12 protein-coding genes and 1 pseudogene are annotated in these 18,172 nt (G+C 50.9%); 5 read left to right on the top strand and 8 right to left on the bottom strand.

What is annotated here, in order from left to right:
* Positions 1-10 precede the first annotated feature (10 nt).
* From QY332_10380 to QY332_10370, 3 genes are all read right to left on the bottom strand, one after another.
* Positions 11-193, bottom strand: a complete 183-nt coding sequence (locus QY332_10380) for a hypothetical protein (GenBank protein WKZ38335.1) — start codon at positions 191-193, stop codon at positions 11-13.
* 141 nt (positions 194-334) lie between these two features.
* Positions 335-1,141, bottom strand: a complete 807-nt coding sequence (locus QY332_10375) for a helix-turn-helix transcriptional regulator (protein WKZ38334.1) — start codon at positions 1,139-1,141, stop codon at positions 335-337.
* A 64-nt stretch (positions 1,142-1,205) separates the two neighbouring features.
* A complete protein-coding gene (locus tag QY332_10370; protein WKZ38333.1) occupies positions 1,206-1,946 on the bottom strand; it encodes a hypothetical protein in 741 nt (246 codons plus the stop codon).
* 124 nt (positions 1,947-2,070) lie between these two features.
* On the opposite strand from QY332_10370, the pseudogene QY332_10365 reads away from it, so the two are divergent.
* The 4 genes and pseudogenes from QY332_10365 (at position 2,071) to QY332_10350 (ending at position 3,834) form a co-directional block, all read left to right on the top strand.
* Positions 2,071-2,211, top strand: a pseudogene (locus QY332_10365) (transposase family protein).
* A complete protein-coding gene (locus QY332_10360) occupies positions 2,183-2,536 on the top strand; it encodes a carboxypeptidase-like regulatory domain-containing protein (protein WKZ38332.1) in 354 nt (117 codons plus the stop codon). Before QY332_10365 ends, QY332_10360 begins: the two are co-directional and overlap by 29 nt.
* A 474-nt stretch (positions 2,537-3,010) precedes the next feature.
* Positions 3,011-3,583: a hypothetical protein gene (locus tag QY332_10355; protein ID WKZ38331.1), complete on the top strand. Its 573-nt coding sequence runs from the start codon at positions 3,011-3,013 to the stop codon at positions 3,581-3,583.
* Positions 3,580-3,834, top strand: a complete 255-nt coding sequence (locus QY332_10350; GenBank protein ID WKZ38330.1) for a hypothetical protein — start codon at positions 3,580-3,582, stop codon at positions 3,832-3,834. The genes QY332_10355 and QY332_10350 overlap by 4 nt, the downstream gene beginning before the upstream one ends.
* Before the next feature lie 796 nt (positions 3,835-4,630).
* Here the strand turns inward: QY332_10350 and QY332_10345 are convergent.
* From QY332_10345 to QY332_10335, 3 genes are all read right to left on the bottom strand, one after another.
* Positions 4,631-5,644, bottom strand: a complete 1,014-nt coding sequence (locus QY332_10345) for a PQQ-binding-like beta-propeller repeat protein (GenBank protein ID WKZ38329.1) — start codon at positions 5,642-5,644, stop codon at positions 4,631-4,633.
* A complete protein-coding gene (locus tag QY332_10340) occupies positions 5,644-14,226 on the bottom strand; it encodes a carboxypeptidase regulatory-like domain-containing protein (GenBank protein WKZ38328.1) in 8,583 nt (2,860 codons plus the stop codon). The genes QY332_10345 and QY332_10340 overlap by 1 nt, the downstream gene beginning before the upstream one ends.
* Before the next feature lie 1,358 nt (positions 14,227-15,584).
* Entirely contained in the window at positions 15,585-15,830 is a 246-nt protein-coding gene (locus tag QY332_10335; protein WKZ38327.1) for a hypothetical protein, read from the bottom strand.
* A 31-nt stretch (positions 15,831-15,861) separates the two neighbouring features.
* On the opposite strand from QY332_10335, the gene QY332_10330 reads away from it, so the two are divergent.
* Positions 15,862-16,011 (top strand): hypothetical protein, encoded by a 150-nt coding sequence (locus QY332_10330; protein WKZ38326.1) that lies wholly within the window; start codon positions 15,862-15,864, stop codon positions 16,009-16,011.
* On the opposite strand, the gene QY332_10325 is transcribed toward QY332_10330, so the two are convergent.
* On the bottom strand, positions 16,008-16,661 hold the full coding sequence (locus tag QY332_10325) for a hypothetical protein (GenBank protein WKZ38325.1): 654 nt from the start codon (positions 16,659-16,661) through the stop codon (positions 16,008-16,010). The two genes, QY332_10330 and QY332_10325, sit on opposite strands and share 4 nt — an antisense overlap.
* 622 nt (positions 16,662-17,283) lie before the next feature.
* Complete coding sequence (locus QY332_10320) at positions 17,284-18,150, bottom strand: hypothetical protein (GenBank protein ID WKZ38324.1); 867 nt, start codon at positions 18,148-18,150, stop codon at positions 17,284-17,286.
* Between the last annotated feature and the right edge of the window lie 22 nt (positions 18,151-18,172).

Here is an 18,172-nt window from a genome sequence, read left to right as displayed (position 1 = left end):
CCCGAAAGGCTCATTCCTTTCTTTGCGACTCTCGTTTCCACCATAAAAAGCCAAAGACCGCGGAGAACAACATGCCAAAGAGCAAGGCTTGAATCCAATCTGCCTGGCCACGAGACAAATAAGCTACAAAAGCCATTGAAATGGTTGCCGTAATAGCAACAATGGTGATGAACCACGCTATTCTTGTATTCATAATTGTGTATTCCTTTCAAGTATTTAGCATGTCGCTGCGAGGGGAAGTATTCCTTTTTTCGTAAGGACGGGTAGATTGCTTCGGGGTGCTCGCAACAATGTTTTTAATGTCTACGAACAAACTTTATCCATGTTGCGTTTTTCACACCTTATATTCTGAGACGTGGTGTTGATTCGGTTTTTTAATTGCCATAAACAACAATGCGATCCCGATGCCAACCCCGATGACGAGCCATATTGCAGATATGACAATCATTGTCAGGAGTGTGGCGGTACTCGCTGGCATGGTTGCCGGGTCGATCAGCCCAATCTGCTCGGCAAGTTTTCCAAGCGGAAAAACAACAAGCAGCATGAGCGGAACGATCAGAAGCGGACTCACTGCCGCGCCGGACAATGCGCTGAAAAACACTCTCCGAAGGGCAATGTCGCTTTGTTTTCCCACAAACCCAACAGCCAACCCCAGCATGGGCAGGATGATCATCATTGGGATGAACGCATCCTGAAGCGTGGGGAAATTGCCAGTAACAATCCATATCAAAGCCCACAAAAGACCAGCCAGGAGGGCGGCAGATACTGCCACAAGCACATGTTTTGTATTGAACAGATTTTTCATTTTGAACTCCCTGCCGATGATAACAACGGCATCTTGTAAGGATTCAGCCCGCTTCATTCGTGACGCGAGCCTGTTCCCATTTTGGAAGTTTTTCCCCATCCCGTCAACTGTGGAATCCCACAGATGTCCGTTTACGCCGCCTGTGGAATTCACCAGTTTCAAGATCAACTCAACCCTGGAACGCACATTCAATTTGACATAGATACTTTTCAAGTGAAACTCAACCGTGCGGACGGCAATCCCAAGCGATAGGGCAATCTGCTTGTTGCTCTGTCCGCGCATAAGCAGTTTCAGGACATCTTTCTCGCGGTTGCTCAAAGGAGGATCGGGATTCATTTTACTGCTCCGTCAGTTACTGGATTGGATTTTGCAAAACCAATCTTAAAGTTGCTGTCTGCATCTATTTTAGTTTTCGTGCGTGTCTCCCGCTCAAATCACCACCCGGGCGCGGTTTTATGGAAACATGTTCAGCTTCCCATATAAGCGCAAAGGACGTTTGACAATATTCACAATGAACCTGCCGGGCGTCTTCATTAAACTTTGGAAACTGCCCGCCACATCGGGAACACAAAAGCGGCTGAATTTTCATGGCATTGCGCGAGTATTTCTCAATCTGCTGTGAGCCAATCCTGATACAAAGTGGAAGCCCCAAAAAATCGCTCATTTCTTCTGCAATTTCTGTGAGATGCCCTTCCCCATTATCAGATCCCAAATGAATGGCTTCCCCATCCTTAAGGTTTAATCCAAGTTCCGCCTGGTTTTCATTTTGGCTGATTCTCACGGATGCGATTGCGTCACACAAGTACTGCTCCCGACTCTCCCTCCACAAAATCCACATTACCCGCTTGGATAATGTAACACTCCTAGTTGATCTGTCGAAAACACATTGATCCACAGGATGATCCAGCGATTCGGACAACAAGAGGAGCCCCAGCAGCATGGACGACAATCCCGCCGTAAAAGCGATGATCCTGCCAGCAATTAAGACATACCCTCCCCAGCCTGCATCCGCTGAAAGCGCTCCCAATAGACCAAAAATGAGCCAGCCCGACAAACTTCCGAAAAAATACGGTCGAAGCCCAAGCATGGGACGTTCGACTTGTAACAATAGGAGAGTTTTGTTTGGCTTCGCAAGTTTCATTCAGTCTATTTTACTGCACTGCTGTTGTTATTCCTTTTGAAATTATCCACAACGCAGGGCAATCGCATCTAAAATGGTACCGAAATAGGGTAAAACAGTAAAACTGGCTATCTTGGAGGTAGCCATGCCGAAGAAGCCGTTGGAAGCAATTGAAGAACATTTCAGCAAAGTGACCGACCCACGCAAAGATCGGAGAAAAGACCACAAATTAATAGACATCATTGCAATTGCGATTTGTGCCATCATCTGCGGAGTTGAAGGGTGGAGATGTAAAGGGGCATATCTTTATGCCCTCCTGCAATTCACCCTTACCCAACGGTAGAGTTGTATTGATTTTAGGTCTAAACCGAGCAAAAGAAATCACAGCAACATCTGATGAAAATGGAAATTTTTATTTTGAAAATATTGAACCAAACACCTATTCTTTAGAAATATGGCGGGATGAACGTGGCTTCATGCAAACTGGTGACGATGTTGTTGTGCGAAAAGGGGAAATTACTACAATAAACATTGATACTTTTGGAATCATTGAAGGATTTAATGGACCTGATTTTGCAGCACCCGATTTAGTTTGCCTTAGCAAGCCTTAATAACAAGCCGCCGAACAAAGCGTGCACCTTGTTCGTTTTTCTTCCAGAGGGGTATACTCCTTTCAACGCTGGCATTTCCCTGCCAGCCAAAGGTCGGGCATGTTTCTTTTTTAGGGCCGCTGGATCACACACACACCTGACGCTGGGGACTCTGCGGTTATCCCAAGCAGTTTCCTACGCCTTAGCATTTTTCTGGCTGGACGGCTTCGCCGTCCCCGCCCTCACGCCGTGCTTCGCGATCCCACTTGCCGCGCTCGGGGACGGTGGCGCAAACCGTTGAAACTGTCGAAAAAGTCACTTTTCAAAAATTATTTTTGAAAAGTGGGACAAAAACGCTAAAAAGAGCCTGGTTTTTTGTATTACGAACAAGATTTTGGCGATTTTTGAGCCTGTTGTGGGAGATTTTTGTGAAAGTTTTTCAAACAAAGGGTTTTTCGACAGTCTCGTTGGGCGACACATTGAAAGGAGTTACAAATGACCGAAGGCAAAGATTTCGCTGGCTCCGTCCGAGAATCACTAAGCACTGTATTTCGACATATTCTTCCAGGAGTCATAATCCTTGCTGTCAGTTCTCTTTCTATTCCAGACTGGCTAAAATACATAGATATAACCAACACCATTTCAACGATCGTCTTGGCAGTGATAGCACTAGCAGTAGGCAATGCATGGTACGTGTTTCACCGATATTTTGTGTTGCAAGTCGTTGATTACCTTTTTTACCTGGCGGGCGCCAAGGGTCAGCCACGTAAGGAAGCAAGGAGCGATTATCGAGGGGATCTTGCCAAGCATGTTTCGAAATTTTTCTTAACTCTTCCAGAACAAATTGCCATGGGACGGCATATTCGAGATCGATTTTCCAGTTTTAATTTCATGTATGTCGTGTCTGAAGCCTTTATTATTTTTGCTTTTCTAGCAGATGATTTAACGTTTCTTGGAGAACACAAAACAACTGCTATTATTGGAGGTGTATTAGGCTTTTTGGCTGCAACTTGGCAATACAGCATTGTACGGTTAATTGACGAAAAATTCGTGGAGCTAAACTCATGAAAGAAAATCAAAGTCAACAAGAAATTGTAGCATGGCAGAGTTGTAGGCGTTCCAAGAAGATCTACTACTCCGAGTTTTGCCGCCCAACACAGCAAGCACCCCGTCTTCGCGGGGCGAACGGCCTGACGCTGGGGACTGCCAGTCGAAGGGACGGTGTGCGCAAATCCCAAGCAGTTTTCTACGCCTTGTCCTTTTTCTGGTTGGACGGCTTCGCCGTCCCCGCCCTGGTTGTCGAGCTTGCCGAGACATAGCGCAGGTATCCCCTAAAGGGGACGGTGGCGCAAACCGCTGGGCAGCTACCTATCATATTATGTCACTCAAAGATGATCTCCGACCAATTGGTAAAAACAGGGTTATCGACCTTGTGCAAGCCGCAGGTATTGACATATCAGATTGGGGTCGGTATGCGCGAGGCCCTGCAGAACAAGGATTTTTCAACCGCGACCAGATTGGCTCGCGTGTATAAACTCTCACCACTGGCCATGTAGATTTGGTAGATACAAATCCTCGGCGGGGCCAAGAGGCCCACGCCGATCGAGGTATGTGGTTGTCCCGTTGACTGAGGCTAGCCGGTGAAATGTTTTTCGGGCTATGTCGCCATCCATAAATGCAGGGGCAATTTGAAATGCATTTCTCCTGCTCTTATCTCTGCTCTTGTTAAAGTACACTCTTTCAATAGTTGAGCCAAGAAAATAGTATATCTGTGAAGGGGGTGAACAAGAAAATTATATTAGCAATCAAGCCAGCCAGAGTAATTACCCCATAAATTACAGCCTGTTTCCCTGTCGAATGATTTATTCGTCCTTTTGGACGAATTATGGAAATGCGATTTATTACCGAGCTGACGCCAATGTAGATCATTATAACAAGCGGCACAATCATGCCATATTTCGCGTTGTGGAATATGGTTCCAAAAAACAAAAGTGATGGAATAAACATTATAAGTGCGATGAAAAATGCAGCATACTGCCGTTTTATGATGGTCCTTTCGTCTATATCCATATATCCTCTTTCGCTGTAATGGATGGTGTTTGGCAAGTAAAATTGCTATGGATCTTTAATTTTTAATCCTATAATTTGCCCCTTATCCCCTAAGCACACTAACAATATATTGTTTACATTATCGCCCGTAATGAAATATCCACTACTGCTTTTACTCAAATTAAAAGGCGGTAAAAACTTAACCTTGATGATTTCACTGCCCGATTCTCGATTTATCACTACTAAATTGCTGTCGGAACTCAAAAAATACACCTTGTCGTTTGTTATATACAGATTACTTAAGGCATTATAGCTTTTTTTCCAGTTCACATTTCCGGTTAATTGGTCGATTGAATAGATGTCGGCAGGATTTACTTCAGTTCTCAAGAAAATCTCTCCCTTATCAAAAATTGGAGCATGAGTATACCTGGAATTTATATTTATTTTCCAAAGCTCATTTTTTGAAGCGAGGTTAACCGCTTTAATTGATAAAACATCTTCCATGTATGTGATGCCCTCCATCACTATGAACGATCGAAAATCCTCCTTGCTGTTACTTATTATTTCGCCATTATTGTTCAATTCAAATAATTCGTTATTTATTGTGAAAGCGAATACTTTATCCGCAAGTGGGTAAATATCTAGCACACTACGCGCCCGACCTAAACGATTTTGCCATAAAAACTCCCCAGTTTCCAAGTTGTAAGCTTGGAGATGAGCGGTTCCTGTAGTTCCCCTAAATAGAATATTGTTCAGTGTGACAATCTGTTCACCACCTACGCCGGGTAATTCCCATAAATCTTCCCCGTCGCTAGCGCCAATTCCAAAAATACTGCCACCTATATAATCAGTATTCCTAATCCCAAGTATCGCCACCGTTCCTGAACCACTAACAATATTTGGCCTGCGATTATTCTCACCAAGAAATATGTCTGATCGCCTCCATATTTCTTGAAACTCTGTATTGCTTTCTAGTTCGTGGTTAGATTGAGAATTAGGCTGTTCGATTGCAACAGCAGAACAAGATATTATTAGTATTGCGGGCAAGAAAAGTGTTATTGCTTTTAATAACTTAATCATTAGCGTAGTTCCTCGTATGCCTCAGCATATCTAAGTGCTTTATTGGCTGCAATTACTCTGGCTGCCCAGTCTAAATTTAGGTTCATACCTAATGGCAAGAAGGGGATAGTATGAGTTAGCCATCCGTTGTGCCTACCAAACAAGATGTCCAAGTAGAGTCTTGAGGTTTGTACGTCACCACCCACAACGTATGAGTCTACTCTATTATTTACTGCCTTCATGCTAAGAACCCCGATTCCAGCATCCACGTAGGGGATAAAATCTGCCCCGGCCCAAAATGAAACGTAAACACTATTACCTCGAATATATGGGGGATAAGGAGAAGCAAAAAGCGTGGTGCCAACTCCTACACCAACTCCAAGAGTATCATTAGCAAACGGAAGCCCGATTGATCCCCCAAAATATCCAGCAATTATTGGCCCAGGATAATCTTGGAGAATGCCGGTGTTGGTTAGGAAGCCATAGGCGTGCCCGGCATATTCGGCACCAACTATTCCAAAGACGAAATCGGACAACCCTATTCCAGGAAAACCAGTAATACCGGAGTTTTCATTAATAAACATACTCTGTTGCATTGTGGCAAAATCATAGACACTTTCAAAAGCAAATAACCAATTAGAAAACATTGGAAACGCCAATGTTACACTAGTTCCTTCAATATACCCCCCCGCACGGTATTCAGTAGGTCCACTATAACACCCTTGACTGCCGGTTACATGCTCGCCCATTTTTAAGGGATTCATTGGTTCGATTCCGTAGTGTAAATCGACGCATGCTTCATATAAACCTTTGTTTGGCATAGCTTGGCACCAGAATGGTGGAAAGTGACCAGAAGGGTCTGTAAGATTAATAGGATTTCCACCAACATACATCCACCGGTTCAGGGACAGGGGTCTATTCACATCCCCGCTCCACGTATCGCGGGAGGTGAAACGTCCATCGGCGGGACTGTAATACCTCGCGCGCAGGTAGAGCAACTGTGTGGAATCCCCATATTGTTCGCCCGTGAAGCCAAACTCCGTTTGGGATGCGCCGGTGGTATTGGTCACCACGCCGTATGGATCGTATTCGCGCGCGAAGGTGATCGTTCCCGCCTGATCCGTCATCTGGCGTACGGAGCCAAGGGCATCGCCGAGGAAGTATTCCGGCGTTTCCCCGGCTTGTTGGGAGATGCGTCCCAGCCCATAGGTGTAGGTGGTCGTGCCATCGGAGAGCACCTGGGTAAGTCCGGAATTCAGGTCAAGCGTGTGATTGACTCCATTTTGCGAGAGCCGGTCACCCAGCCCGTTGTACACGTACTGACTGGAGGTCGATGAACCAAGGACCGAGATCAGCCGATTGGCGGAATCATAGGTGTATGTGTTCACACCGTCACTGAGCAGGTTGCCGTTGTTGTCAAAAGTGTAGGTCACGCCGCCCGCGCTGGCGAGGCGATTGGCATTGTCGTAGGTGTAATTGACCACGGACGATTGACCATTGAGCATATTGTCCTGTGTGAGACGGTTACCCACGGGATCATAGGCATAATGGTAGAAATCGCCGTTCGAGTAGTCTGCTGCCGTCAGGCGGTAGAGCGGATCATAGACATAGTCAATCGTCACTTCGGCGGCTGCAAAACCACCGGGGATGATAACCATGACGCTTTCGCAACCGGGGATGGAACAGTCGGTCCCTGCCGAAGAATTACTCCAATATGGCACACCATGCAAGTCTGCGCGGAAACGGTACTCCCCTGCCGGCAATGTGAAAGTCACAAATCCATTCGCATCGGTGAGGCCGTGATAACCGCTGTACGTCGCGCCGCTAAAGGCGTAGACGGGTAAACCAGCGTACGGGGTGTTGCCTGCATTTGCAACCGTCACAAGCACCGGTTTGGTTACCGTGATGCCCGCTTCCCCGCAGCCAGCGCTCGTATCGCAGTGATTTTCCTCCCCGCTCCAGAACTGGGTGCCATTGAAATCCGCGCGGAAATGGTATTCCCCAAACGGCAGGGTAAAGACCGCCTGACCGTTTGCGTCCGTGACGGCATGGTAGCCGCTGTAGGTTCCGCCGTCAAAGGCGTAGACCTTCAAATTTCCCGCGGGAGTCGCATCCGTATCCAGCACGGTTACGGCGAGGGGATTGGCTACTGTGACAATTGCAGCTTCACAAGTGGTCACATCACAGTGGTTTTCCCCCGAACCCGCCTGCGGTGAGCCTGTCGAACCCGTCGAAGGATCGCTCCAGAACTGCGTGCCATTGTAGTCCGCGCGGAAGCGGTAACTGCCCAATGGCAGCGTCAGGCTCGCCTGGCCGTTCGCGTCGGTTGCGCTGTGGTACCCGGTATAGGTGGAACCATCGAAGGCATAGACGTTCACCCCCGCCTTGGGGGAGTCATCCATATCCTGCACGGTGATGGTGACAGGCTTTGTAACCGTGATCGCCACAGGATCACAGCCTGGCACGGCGCAGTGGTTTTGGGTATTGCTCCAGAACTGCGTGCCGTTGTAGTCCGCGCGGAAGCGGTAATTTCCATCCGGCAGGCTAAAGAGTACCTGTCCGTTTTCGCCGGTGGTACCGTTAAAGCCGGTATAGGTTGTCTCGTCGAAGACATATACGCGCAAGCCTCCCTTTGGATCATCGTCCGTATCCAGCACGGTAACGATTATATCGTTGGGCGGGGCGGATTGAGGTCCGGGCCGGGCGACGAGCAAGCGGGAGTTTCGGGCCATGCTCTTCGGCGCAGACACCATGATCAGGCTGGGTTGATATCCACTGCCAGACGGGGTTTCCGTCGCAGTCGGTTCAGGCGTGGGAGATGCTGTTTCAGTTGGCTCAGGCGTGGACGTGGGCGGAAGCGGGGTGTGTGTAGGTGTGTCAATAGCAGTGGCTGTTGATGTCGCCATGGCTGTGAACGTCGCGGTAGCCGTGGGTTGTGGTCCAACAATTACAGTAAGCGTTGTGCAACCGGGGATCGTACAGTGATTGCTCGCGTCGCTCCAATATTGTGTGCCATTGTAGTCCGCGCGGAAGCGGTAGCTGCCCAAAGGCAGGGTCAGGGTGGCCTGCCCGCTGGTGTCCGTCGTGGCGTTGTATCCGGTATAGGTTGTGCCGTTAAAGGCATACACCTTGATGCCGGATTGGAGTGTCTCATCTGCGGTCTGCACGGTGAGGGTCAGCGGGATGGAGACGATCACGCTGGCGTTTGCACAACCCGGCACCCCGCAGTGGTTGGCTGTTCCGCTCCAGAACTGCGTGCCGTTGAGATCGGCGCGGAAGCGGTAACTGCCTGCGGGCAGGGTGAACGTTACCTGCCCGCTGGCGTTCGTGGTGGCATTGTAGCCGGTGTAGGTCGCACCGTTGAAGGCATACACCTTCAAACCCGCTTTGGGCGCGCCGTCTGTATCGGTGACGGTGACCGACACGCCGTTTGTGACGGTCACGCCTGCCTGCGAACAACCCGGCACGTCGCAATGATTGCTCGTGCCGCTCCAGAATTGCGTGCCGTTGAGATCGGCACGGAAGCGGTAACTGCCTGCGGGCAGGGTGAACACCACCTGTCCACCGGCATCGGTGGTGGCATTATGACCCGTGTAGGTAGTGCCGTTGAAGGCATACACCTTCAAACCGGCCCTGGGCGCGCCGTCTGTATCGGTGACGGTGACGGTTGTGGTATTGGTCACGGTGACTTGTGCGCCCGTACAATCCGGCACATCGCAATGGTTGGATGTCCCGCTCCAGAACTGCGTGCCGTTCAAGTCTGCGCGGAAGCGGTAACTCCCGGCGGGCAGGGTGAAGTTCACACGCCCATCGACATCCGTTATACCGTTGAAACCAGTGTAGGTGGATTCATTAAAGGCGTAGACCGATATTCCCTGTTGTGGAGCCCCGCCGCCGTCCATGACGGTAACCACCAGGGGAAGAGTGACAGCGATTCCAGCCTCCCCGCAGGCTGGTACTGTGCAATGATTTTCGGCTCCGCTCCAGAACTGCGTGCCGTTGAAGTCCGCGCGGAAGCGGTATTCGCCATCCAGCAGGGTCAACTTCACCTGCCCGTTTTCATCGGTCGTGGCGTTTTTACCGGTATAGGTGTTTCCATCGAATGCGTACACTTCAACGCCCGCATGCGGCATTCCGATGTTATCCAGCACGGTCACGGTTAGCGGCTGGTTCACGGTAATGGAAATTTCCCAACAGCTCGGCACATTGCAAACTTCCGCGCTCCAGAATTGCCCTCCGCCAAAATCGGCGCGGATCGTGTACTCGCCCTGCCGAAGGCGCAGGGATAAATTCCCATCTTCATCGGTTGTGCCATGATGGTTGGCGTACTGGGTCCCGATGAACGCATACACAGGGACATCCGCCTGCGGGACGCCATTCGAATCGGAAACATGAACCAGGGTGGGCGCAGTGACCGTCACCAGCAGGTTGTCGCATTCCCCGATCGTACAGTGGTTTTCCGCGCCGCTCCAGAACTGCGTGCCGTCTACATCCACACGGAAGCGGTAGCTGCCCTGCGGCAGGGTGATCGCGACCTGCCCGTTCTCATCTGTCGTGGCGTGGTAGCCGCTATAGGTATCGCCGTCAAAGACATAGACCTCCCTGCCGGTCATCAACGCCCCCGTATTGTCCGCGACGGTCAGGTGCACGGTGGGTCCCGCCCCGGCATTCGTCACCCACTGCTCCGCCGCCTGCACACGGTTGCCCACGTTGTCGTATTGATATTGATAGGATGCCAATACGTCAGCGCCCGAGGAATGGACAATGTCCTGCAGCCAGCCATTGTTGTGGTAGTTGTAAAGGGTCTCGACGCCATTGGGCCTTTCCACGGCTTTGAGACGGCCTGCGGCGTCATATTCGTATTGAGTGATGCCGATGCTGCTGCTCGAAACGGCTTCCAATCGGTTGAGCCCGTTGTATTGGTAATTAACGACAGTGCTATCTGGGTACGTCAGCGCAGTGCGATTACCAAGCGGATCGTAGTCATAGGATACGCTGGCAGTAAACGGGTCGCTGATGGATTTCGGCAAGTTGAGGTTGTTGTACTCCCAGGAGGTATTCCCCACGCCATCCGTCATGGACACGCGGCGTCCGAGAGCGTCATATTCAAAACTGACATCCATACCTGTACCCGGATAATCGATCACCTCCAGGCGGTTCATCTCATTGTAGCCAAAGACCGTTGTATCCCCGTTGGCATCGAGGAGGGAGATGCGGTTCCCGATGACATTGTAAGCATGGGTTGTGACATTTCCCAACGCATCCACTTCCGTTTCCAACTGACCGAACGCGGAGTAAGTGAATGTTATGGGGTGAAGGCTGCCATCCAGAATGCTTAACCGATTTCCGGCGGCATCGTAGGTATATTCCGTGCGGACGTTCGTCTCGTGGTCCGGCGTAAAGCCTGGGCGATAATTTTCGATGACCGCCGTCAGGCGGTTGAGGCTATCATACTCGTACCGGGAGACTACTCCCTCTGCGTCCGTCATCGAAGCGCGGTTGCCATTGGCGTCATAACCGAAGCTGGTCGAGTGCAGAAGCGGGTCAAGAACGGTGATCAATCGCCCCAGCGGGTCGTATGTGTAGTCGGTTGTTTGTCCCATTTCATCGGTCACATAATCGACGCTGCCATTGCCCAGATATACAGTCTCTATGAGCAGGTTGCCTGTCGTGCTGGGCGGGTTGGCGCGCACCGGCGGGAATGGGAGCGATAGATCGTGCCCGAGCAAATTGCGCGCGACTGCGACGGGCCTTCCCAAGACATCGTAGTACGTGCGGGTGACCGCACTCTTCGTATCGGTGACCGCAATCTGGTTTCCTCGTATATCATAAGCAAATGAAGTAATGAGGTTATATTGATCTCCGGATGCAGCCTTGTAGTTCCGCGGCTGGCCAGCCAGGTAATTTTGAGTCCTACTTAATAAGCGCCCCAGGTCGTCATGTGAATTCAGGCTGACGCGCCCCAGGGTGTCTGTAGCCATTACCTGTCTGCCCAACACATCATAGGCATATTCCGTGACGATGTTTCGTTGATCCTGGTCGTTCTGTGGAATCCCCCCATTAACGTGGTTGGCCGTCACTTTTACCAACTGCCCGATTTCATTGTATTCATATTTTGTCACATGCCCGAGCGGGTCTGTGACCGTATCCCTGCGCCCGTTTTGGTCGTATGCAATATCGGTCCGCGCGTTTACAGTTGATTCTTCGCTTCCGCGCGGCGGGGGCGCTGTTGCGTAAATGTCTCCCACAAAGTTTTGCACCGTGGTCACCGGGCGGTTGGCGGAATCATAGTAGGTGCGCGTCACCATCCCGCGGGGATCGACGGTGGCGATCACATTCCCCGCCTGGTCGTAGTAGGTATCCGCGCGAATGTTGGCGTCTGTTGCGCCTGCGGGTGGAGGGGTCGAGGCTCCGATTGTCTGCCCGGTCAGATTTTGGACAACCGTGATCGGCCGGTTCATTGAATCGTAATAGGTGCGCGTGATAACACCTTTTGGGTCTGCCATTGCAATGACATTCCCGTTGGCATCGTAATACGTATCCGTGCGGATATTCGAACTGCTTCCACGGCCCGGGGGATTCGCCACGGAGATGTCCTGACCGGTTAAATGCTGGACGACTGTCACCGGACGATTGAGCGCGTCGTAATATGTGCGCGTGTAAATACCCAGTGTGTCTTTGGAAGCAATCAGGTTGTTGTTGAGATCGTAAAAATATTCCGTGCGAACATTTTGATCGGGAATAGCGGGATTGTAGGCCGGGGCTGTGGAAATGTTTCCATACAGGTCCGCCCCAGCCCAGTTTTGTATGATCAGTTTCGGTCTGTTGGCTTCATCGTAATAGGTGCGGGTGATAATTCCCGCAGGATCAGTCGTTGCGATCACATTTCCAGCGTCGTCATAGATCGTATCCGTGCGAATATTTTCATCCGTGATCCCGCTTCCCCGCGCGGGCGGAGAAGCCGATCCAATGGTCTGCCCCGTTAAATTCTGCACAACGGTCATGGGGCGGTTTGTGAGATCATACCAGGTGCGCGTGATAACCCCGATGGTGTCGATCACCGCGATCTGGTTGCCGCGCACGTCGTAGCGGTATTCGGTAACGATGTTGTATTTATCCTGATCGTTCTGTGGTACGCCTCCATTGAGGTAGTTTTGGATGACTTTGGTCAGGCGGTTTGCGTTATCATATTCATAGCGCGTTTTGAGACCCGATGGGTCCATTTGCTCAACCAGGTTGCCGCGGTTGTCATAAAGATTGCTGCTGGTCTGAGCCTCAGGCGTGCCATAAGCGCTGGTTACGGACTCGAACTGCCCGGAGGATGTGTATGTATAAAATGTCTGGTTTCCCAGGGCATCCGTCATCAATTTCAATTTTCCGGCGGGCTGCCCCTCGACATTGTTTGGCGCATAATACTGGTATGTAGTGCTGACAAAAGATGCTCCACCATTATAGGACAATGGGTATTCCACCTTTGTTGGCTGGGCTGGGAAATTGGCATCTTCGTAGAAATATTTGGTTTCATAATTCATCGGATCGATGATGCTGGTTGGGTTGTTGAGCGGTCCATAGGCGATATCCGTCTCTCCCAGCGCTGCATCGATGATCTTCGTCAGGTTGTTTCCATCACTGCTCCAGGTGAGGTTGGTGATGTTTTCGTTTCCATCGGTAATGGTCTTTGGACGGAAGTTATAGTCGTAGGCTTTCCCAACTTCTCCTCCGGCAGCGTTCTCGTTCGACACCAAGGTGCCGCGTCCGTCGTAGGTATGCGTCATCGAGTTGCCCAGCGCATCTGTGATCGTGGTCGTGCCGTCTGTGTTGTAGGTCAATTCGGCTGTCAGGTTGTCTTCGCCGTCGAATTGCTTCCAGGCTTTTCCGTCCGGGTAGAATTCCGTTCGCTCGACGGTTACATTGCCCGGCGCGGCGACGCGTGTGAGGAAATGTTCCAGGGTGGGATGATATTGGTATGTCCAGGTTTCGTTCGTTACATCATCGGCGGATGTGAGATTGCCATTGGCGTCATAGTGATATTCGACGAAGCGGTTTGTGTGGTCGCGGACCCGAGCGATACGCCCCTGGCCGTCATATTCCAGTTTCAAATAGTCTGCACCGCCATTTGAATAAATGTATTCCAGTTTTCCATTGGCGAGGTACGCATAGTTCCAGGCATGCCCCTCCGCGTCTGCATGGGAGAGGAGTTTCCCCGATGAGTCAAAGGTATAGGTCTTTTGTCCACCATCCTTGAGAATGTATCCACCTTGCATCTCCTCCAGGGTGGCGCATAATCCTGGAAAGGCAAAATATGTTCCATCACCGTTGATCGTGAACAGGTATTTATTGGCAGTATGCGCTTTGAATAATACGGTATCTGGCTGGCCTTCGGGATCGGATGGGAAGATCAGGCGGGTATCGTGATTGTGTGTCCATCCAGCTGAGAGCAGGGTGGGGTTATCAACACTGAGCGATGTGTATTCACGTTGGAAGGTGAGGCTGCCAGCAGAGGTGGGAATGGAGATGTCGCTGACGGTATAGTCGTACCCACCCGTGCGGGTGTTGATCGGGGCGGCCACAAATCCTGTTGCTGCCCTGTATGCATCAGCCATGCAAGAATCAACGGAACCATTTGAAATTAAATTAGGGAATACAAAATCCTGATTACTATAAAGATAAATATGCCCAACAACGGAATACCCCGTTATCGGCCAATCTACGTTTCCTCTGACAGAAAGGGTATTTGGATAATTTGCAGTGCCGCCAATATAACGCCAGGCATATACCTTATTAATAACTTGGACATTGTTACCAGGGCCGCTTGTGAAAGAAGCATAATCAACCCCAGCCGCGTCAAACGGTGAAATCCGTACCATAGAAAAGACTTTGTTTTGTGAATAATCCGATGTTTCAGAATGAAGAAAATTGGACATCATACCCATCTCGCCGCCGCTCGTGCTGCGCCTGTATTGCCCAATCGTTATGTTAAATGCAGTGGCCCCGCCAGTCAAGCCTGTAACTTTAATATTGATGCTGTAATCAAGATATGACCCATGATTGGTACAGGTCACACCAGCTGCAACACTACCACAAGTCAAAACCCCGGTGACCAACGCGGGTTCGGATGTGATAGGGACCGAAATTTGGGCCTGGTCGGTGATACCTATGCCTTGCTCGTCATTCAGTCCGCGTTCTGCTTCTCTTGGCTCAGGTTGTGCAAAAATTGGAAATGAACGTTTTTTTTGCTGAATGCTCTCATAACCTGTTTCTGTTGAAGCCGTGAATTCCTGCCTAGGCTGTGCGGCTACTGTAATTGGCGCAAACGCATTGAATAATACGGTTACAATCAATAAAATTCGAAAGACGACTCTTATCCGTGGCTTTATTGCAAACATTGTGCCTCCTGTATTGTTCGCAAACAGAAACCTACCCTGATTAAATTCGGGTGTCTTCTGGGCAGAGCTTTGTTCTCTTACCCCAGTCCCCTAGGCGGTGATATTAATCTTTTTCTAATGCTACCTTAACCTTCCTGGTTGTCAAGACAATTAGCCTTAAAATTTTATCGAAATGTATTGTTGTTTTATAACCCCTCTTGTGCGAATAAATTTGGTTGAAATTCGATCTATTGGACAGAACCAGGAGCCAATATACATACTTTGGTGGCAGAGATTCCTCAAGGACCTAATACTGCTAATTACAAAATAAAATCGTCGTCTGATAATACTTACACTGCTTTAGACATTTTAATGGATGATAGTGATTTGTTGGTAATAATAAATAACAAAACTCGACAATCTACAACACAAATTCAAATGCAACGGTTTGCTGTTTTTGTTTGGATAAAATAAATATGCCAGCACCCAACACAGTGTGAATCCCGTCTTTGCGGGGCGAACATCTCCCGTTTCACGCGGGAGGATATAGGCAAAATTGCCAGTGAACTGTTCACTGGCAAGGATGGGAAACGCGGTTAGCGTTTCCTGCTGGCAGAGACGTATCCCGTCACCGCGCCTTGAAGAATGACACGGGCGGCTTCGGTCAGATTAGACGTCGCGGGACGCTTCAAAAATTTCCTGACCTCACTCTGCACGCTCAACGGAAGTGTGGGCAGGACTTGCTGGACAACGAGTGCCGCCTGCTCCTCTGTAATCGCCTTGCGAGCACCGGGAATGCGGGTTTTGTCGCCTTGCCAGTTTGAAGAAATGAAAGCGGCCATGAGGATACCTCCTCGACCGAGGGGGCGGCACATGGCCGTTTTCATCCGCCACCCCGGTCTAACGTGGGATGACGAACACTACACAGGCGGATTGCCTGAAATAGCCGAAAAAAAGAACTTCCGCCGGGCCTCGAACCCGGTTGGGCGGCATTTACCGCGCGCGGAAGAAAGCAGCGCTTAGTAACCGATGGCTTTGATCATCTCCTTCTCGATGCGCCATTTTTGAATGATCTTTTCGGGTTTCGACCTGTCCTGGTTCACGCACACCTCGAGGGATTTCGTGACAGGTTTCTTGGGGTCGTTTATCCAGGCGTACAGGAAATAACATCCTTCCGGAACTTCGATGACCGTCTCGCTCCTCTTTTCGAGGTTCACGCTGGTCGAACCGCACGATCCCAGCGGCGTTTCATACAAGGTCGAGGAGAAGGTCACGGGCGCATGGGTCACGTTTTCGATCCGGATAAACACTTTGCGCCCCTTGGTGTCGGATGTCAGGCGGGAACACTTGCCGCCCGACGACGCGGATGACGATACAGATGCGGTTTCCTCCACAACGATGACCGGTTGCAACTCCGCGGATTGGTCAACAACAGATTCCTTTTCGATCACCGTTTCCACCACGACCACAGGTTCGGGCGTGGGTTCGGGAGTGTTCGTCGGGGGGATTTCCGTCGGGACGATTTGGGTCTGCGCCACCGCCGTCAACGCGGAAGACTGCGCGGTCGCCTGAATGTCCTCGAGGGAGATGCTGGGTTGGCTTTCTCCTCCAAGTGAACAGGAGGAGAGGAAGATCGCCGCCGCAGCGAGCAAGAAGAAAAACTTTCGATACATGTTGATACTTTGCTCCTTTAAGCATGGGATGAATATTTTGCGACAGGAGAGGCGGATAGCCCATCCTGAGTCGCAATCAAACCGGAACAGCGGCGGTTAGCCAATGTCGCAAAGGGAAGGATGGGGATTTGAATATAAATACGCTGGAAGAATGTGATCTGAAATACCGTGTGTAGATCAGTGGACAGTCTTCGGAAGCGCGTCCAGGGACACAAAACACACCTTCCCATTTTGTATGACCTCGCGAAAAGTCACGCAAAGTCATCCCGCCGGGGGACGATCCCGGCGCAGCGCAAGGCTGCATGGCCCTCCCCCGCCCCGCAGGGCGAAGGCGCTCAGGATGATGATGAGGAGACGGGATGCGCCTCCTCAAAGCCAGTGAATCATTCTCGCCGCCGATCTCGTCGGGCATTCGGCACACAGGGTGGAATTTGTCCATCACCCGTGTGTGCGCCCCAGGGCTGCTCGGCGAGACGTCACTGACTTCAACATCTCGCGCTCGCAGCCCGAAGCGCGTAACCCAGGGAGAAAGGAGGAGGAGAAACATGCTGGCCCATATCCTCTTGCGGGTCGTGAACCCGCAGGGCGCACTTATACAAGCCGCGCAAGAGGGATTGCGATATCACCGACTGTACAGAACCGCCGCGTCCGCCAGGACGTGCAGGCTTTCCTGCTGTGTCTTTATCGCGTGCAGTTTGTCCTTGTCGTAAACGTTCTGCAATAGATCGATCACCTTGCTGTCGCCCGTTCCCATCAGTAGTTCGTGGAAACTGACGGTGTTCCACTTGTCGCGCAACTCGCCGCGCACACGGATCCGTTGCCGCTTGTCGAGTCGCACCGGACGGTCCGCAGACAACGGCTTGCCTTCCGGGAACAAGACATTCACATAATGCGCGATTCGCCGCTTCCGCCCCCACTTGCCGTCCTTCGCGGTCTGCAGGGTGAACTCGTCGTACACGGCTACGCGGGCAAACACATCAGTCATCTCGTCCCGGCGAAAGGCCCAGGTCTCGGTGATCACACCCTCCAGATCGACGGTGTTTACCAGCTCCCCGATCTCCGCCAGAATCTTGATGCCAGTGGCTTCGACCAGGGCGTTCCGCCGCTTGAAACGGATATTGCGCCAGGCGGGTATATCGTCGGGGGGAACGTTCCGGTCGAGAAAATCGATCCTTCCAGCATCATCGAGGAAATTACGGATCGACTCCGTGAAGTTCGTTTGACGGACATACCCGGCGACCTGCAGCAGGTCGCCCTTCTGCAAGGTCACCAGGTTGCCGTCGAGCATCCCATTCGAGATGCATACATTTACTAAACAGTCCGATGCTGGCAGCGGAAGCTGCGGTTTAATCTGCAAACGGACGAACACGTCGCCGTTCCGACCCCACAGGCCAATTGCCTTGCCCGTGATCGAGACGGCGTTCAAGTCAAACATTTCTCCGGGCGTCTTGGACCCCGAAGATCGTGAAGCAATGGCATTTTTTGCCATAATGAACCTCCATGGAATGGAA

The sequence above is a fragment of the Anaerolineales bacterium genome (genome assembly GCA_030583885.1).
Lineage (GTDB): Bacteria > Chloroflexota > Anaerolineae > Anaerolineales > Villigracilaceae > Villigracilis.
This window is presented reverse-complemented; position numbering and strand designations above follow the sequence as displayed.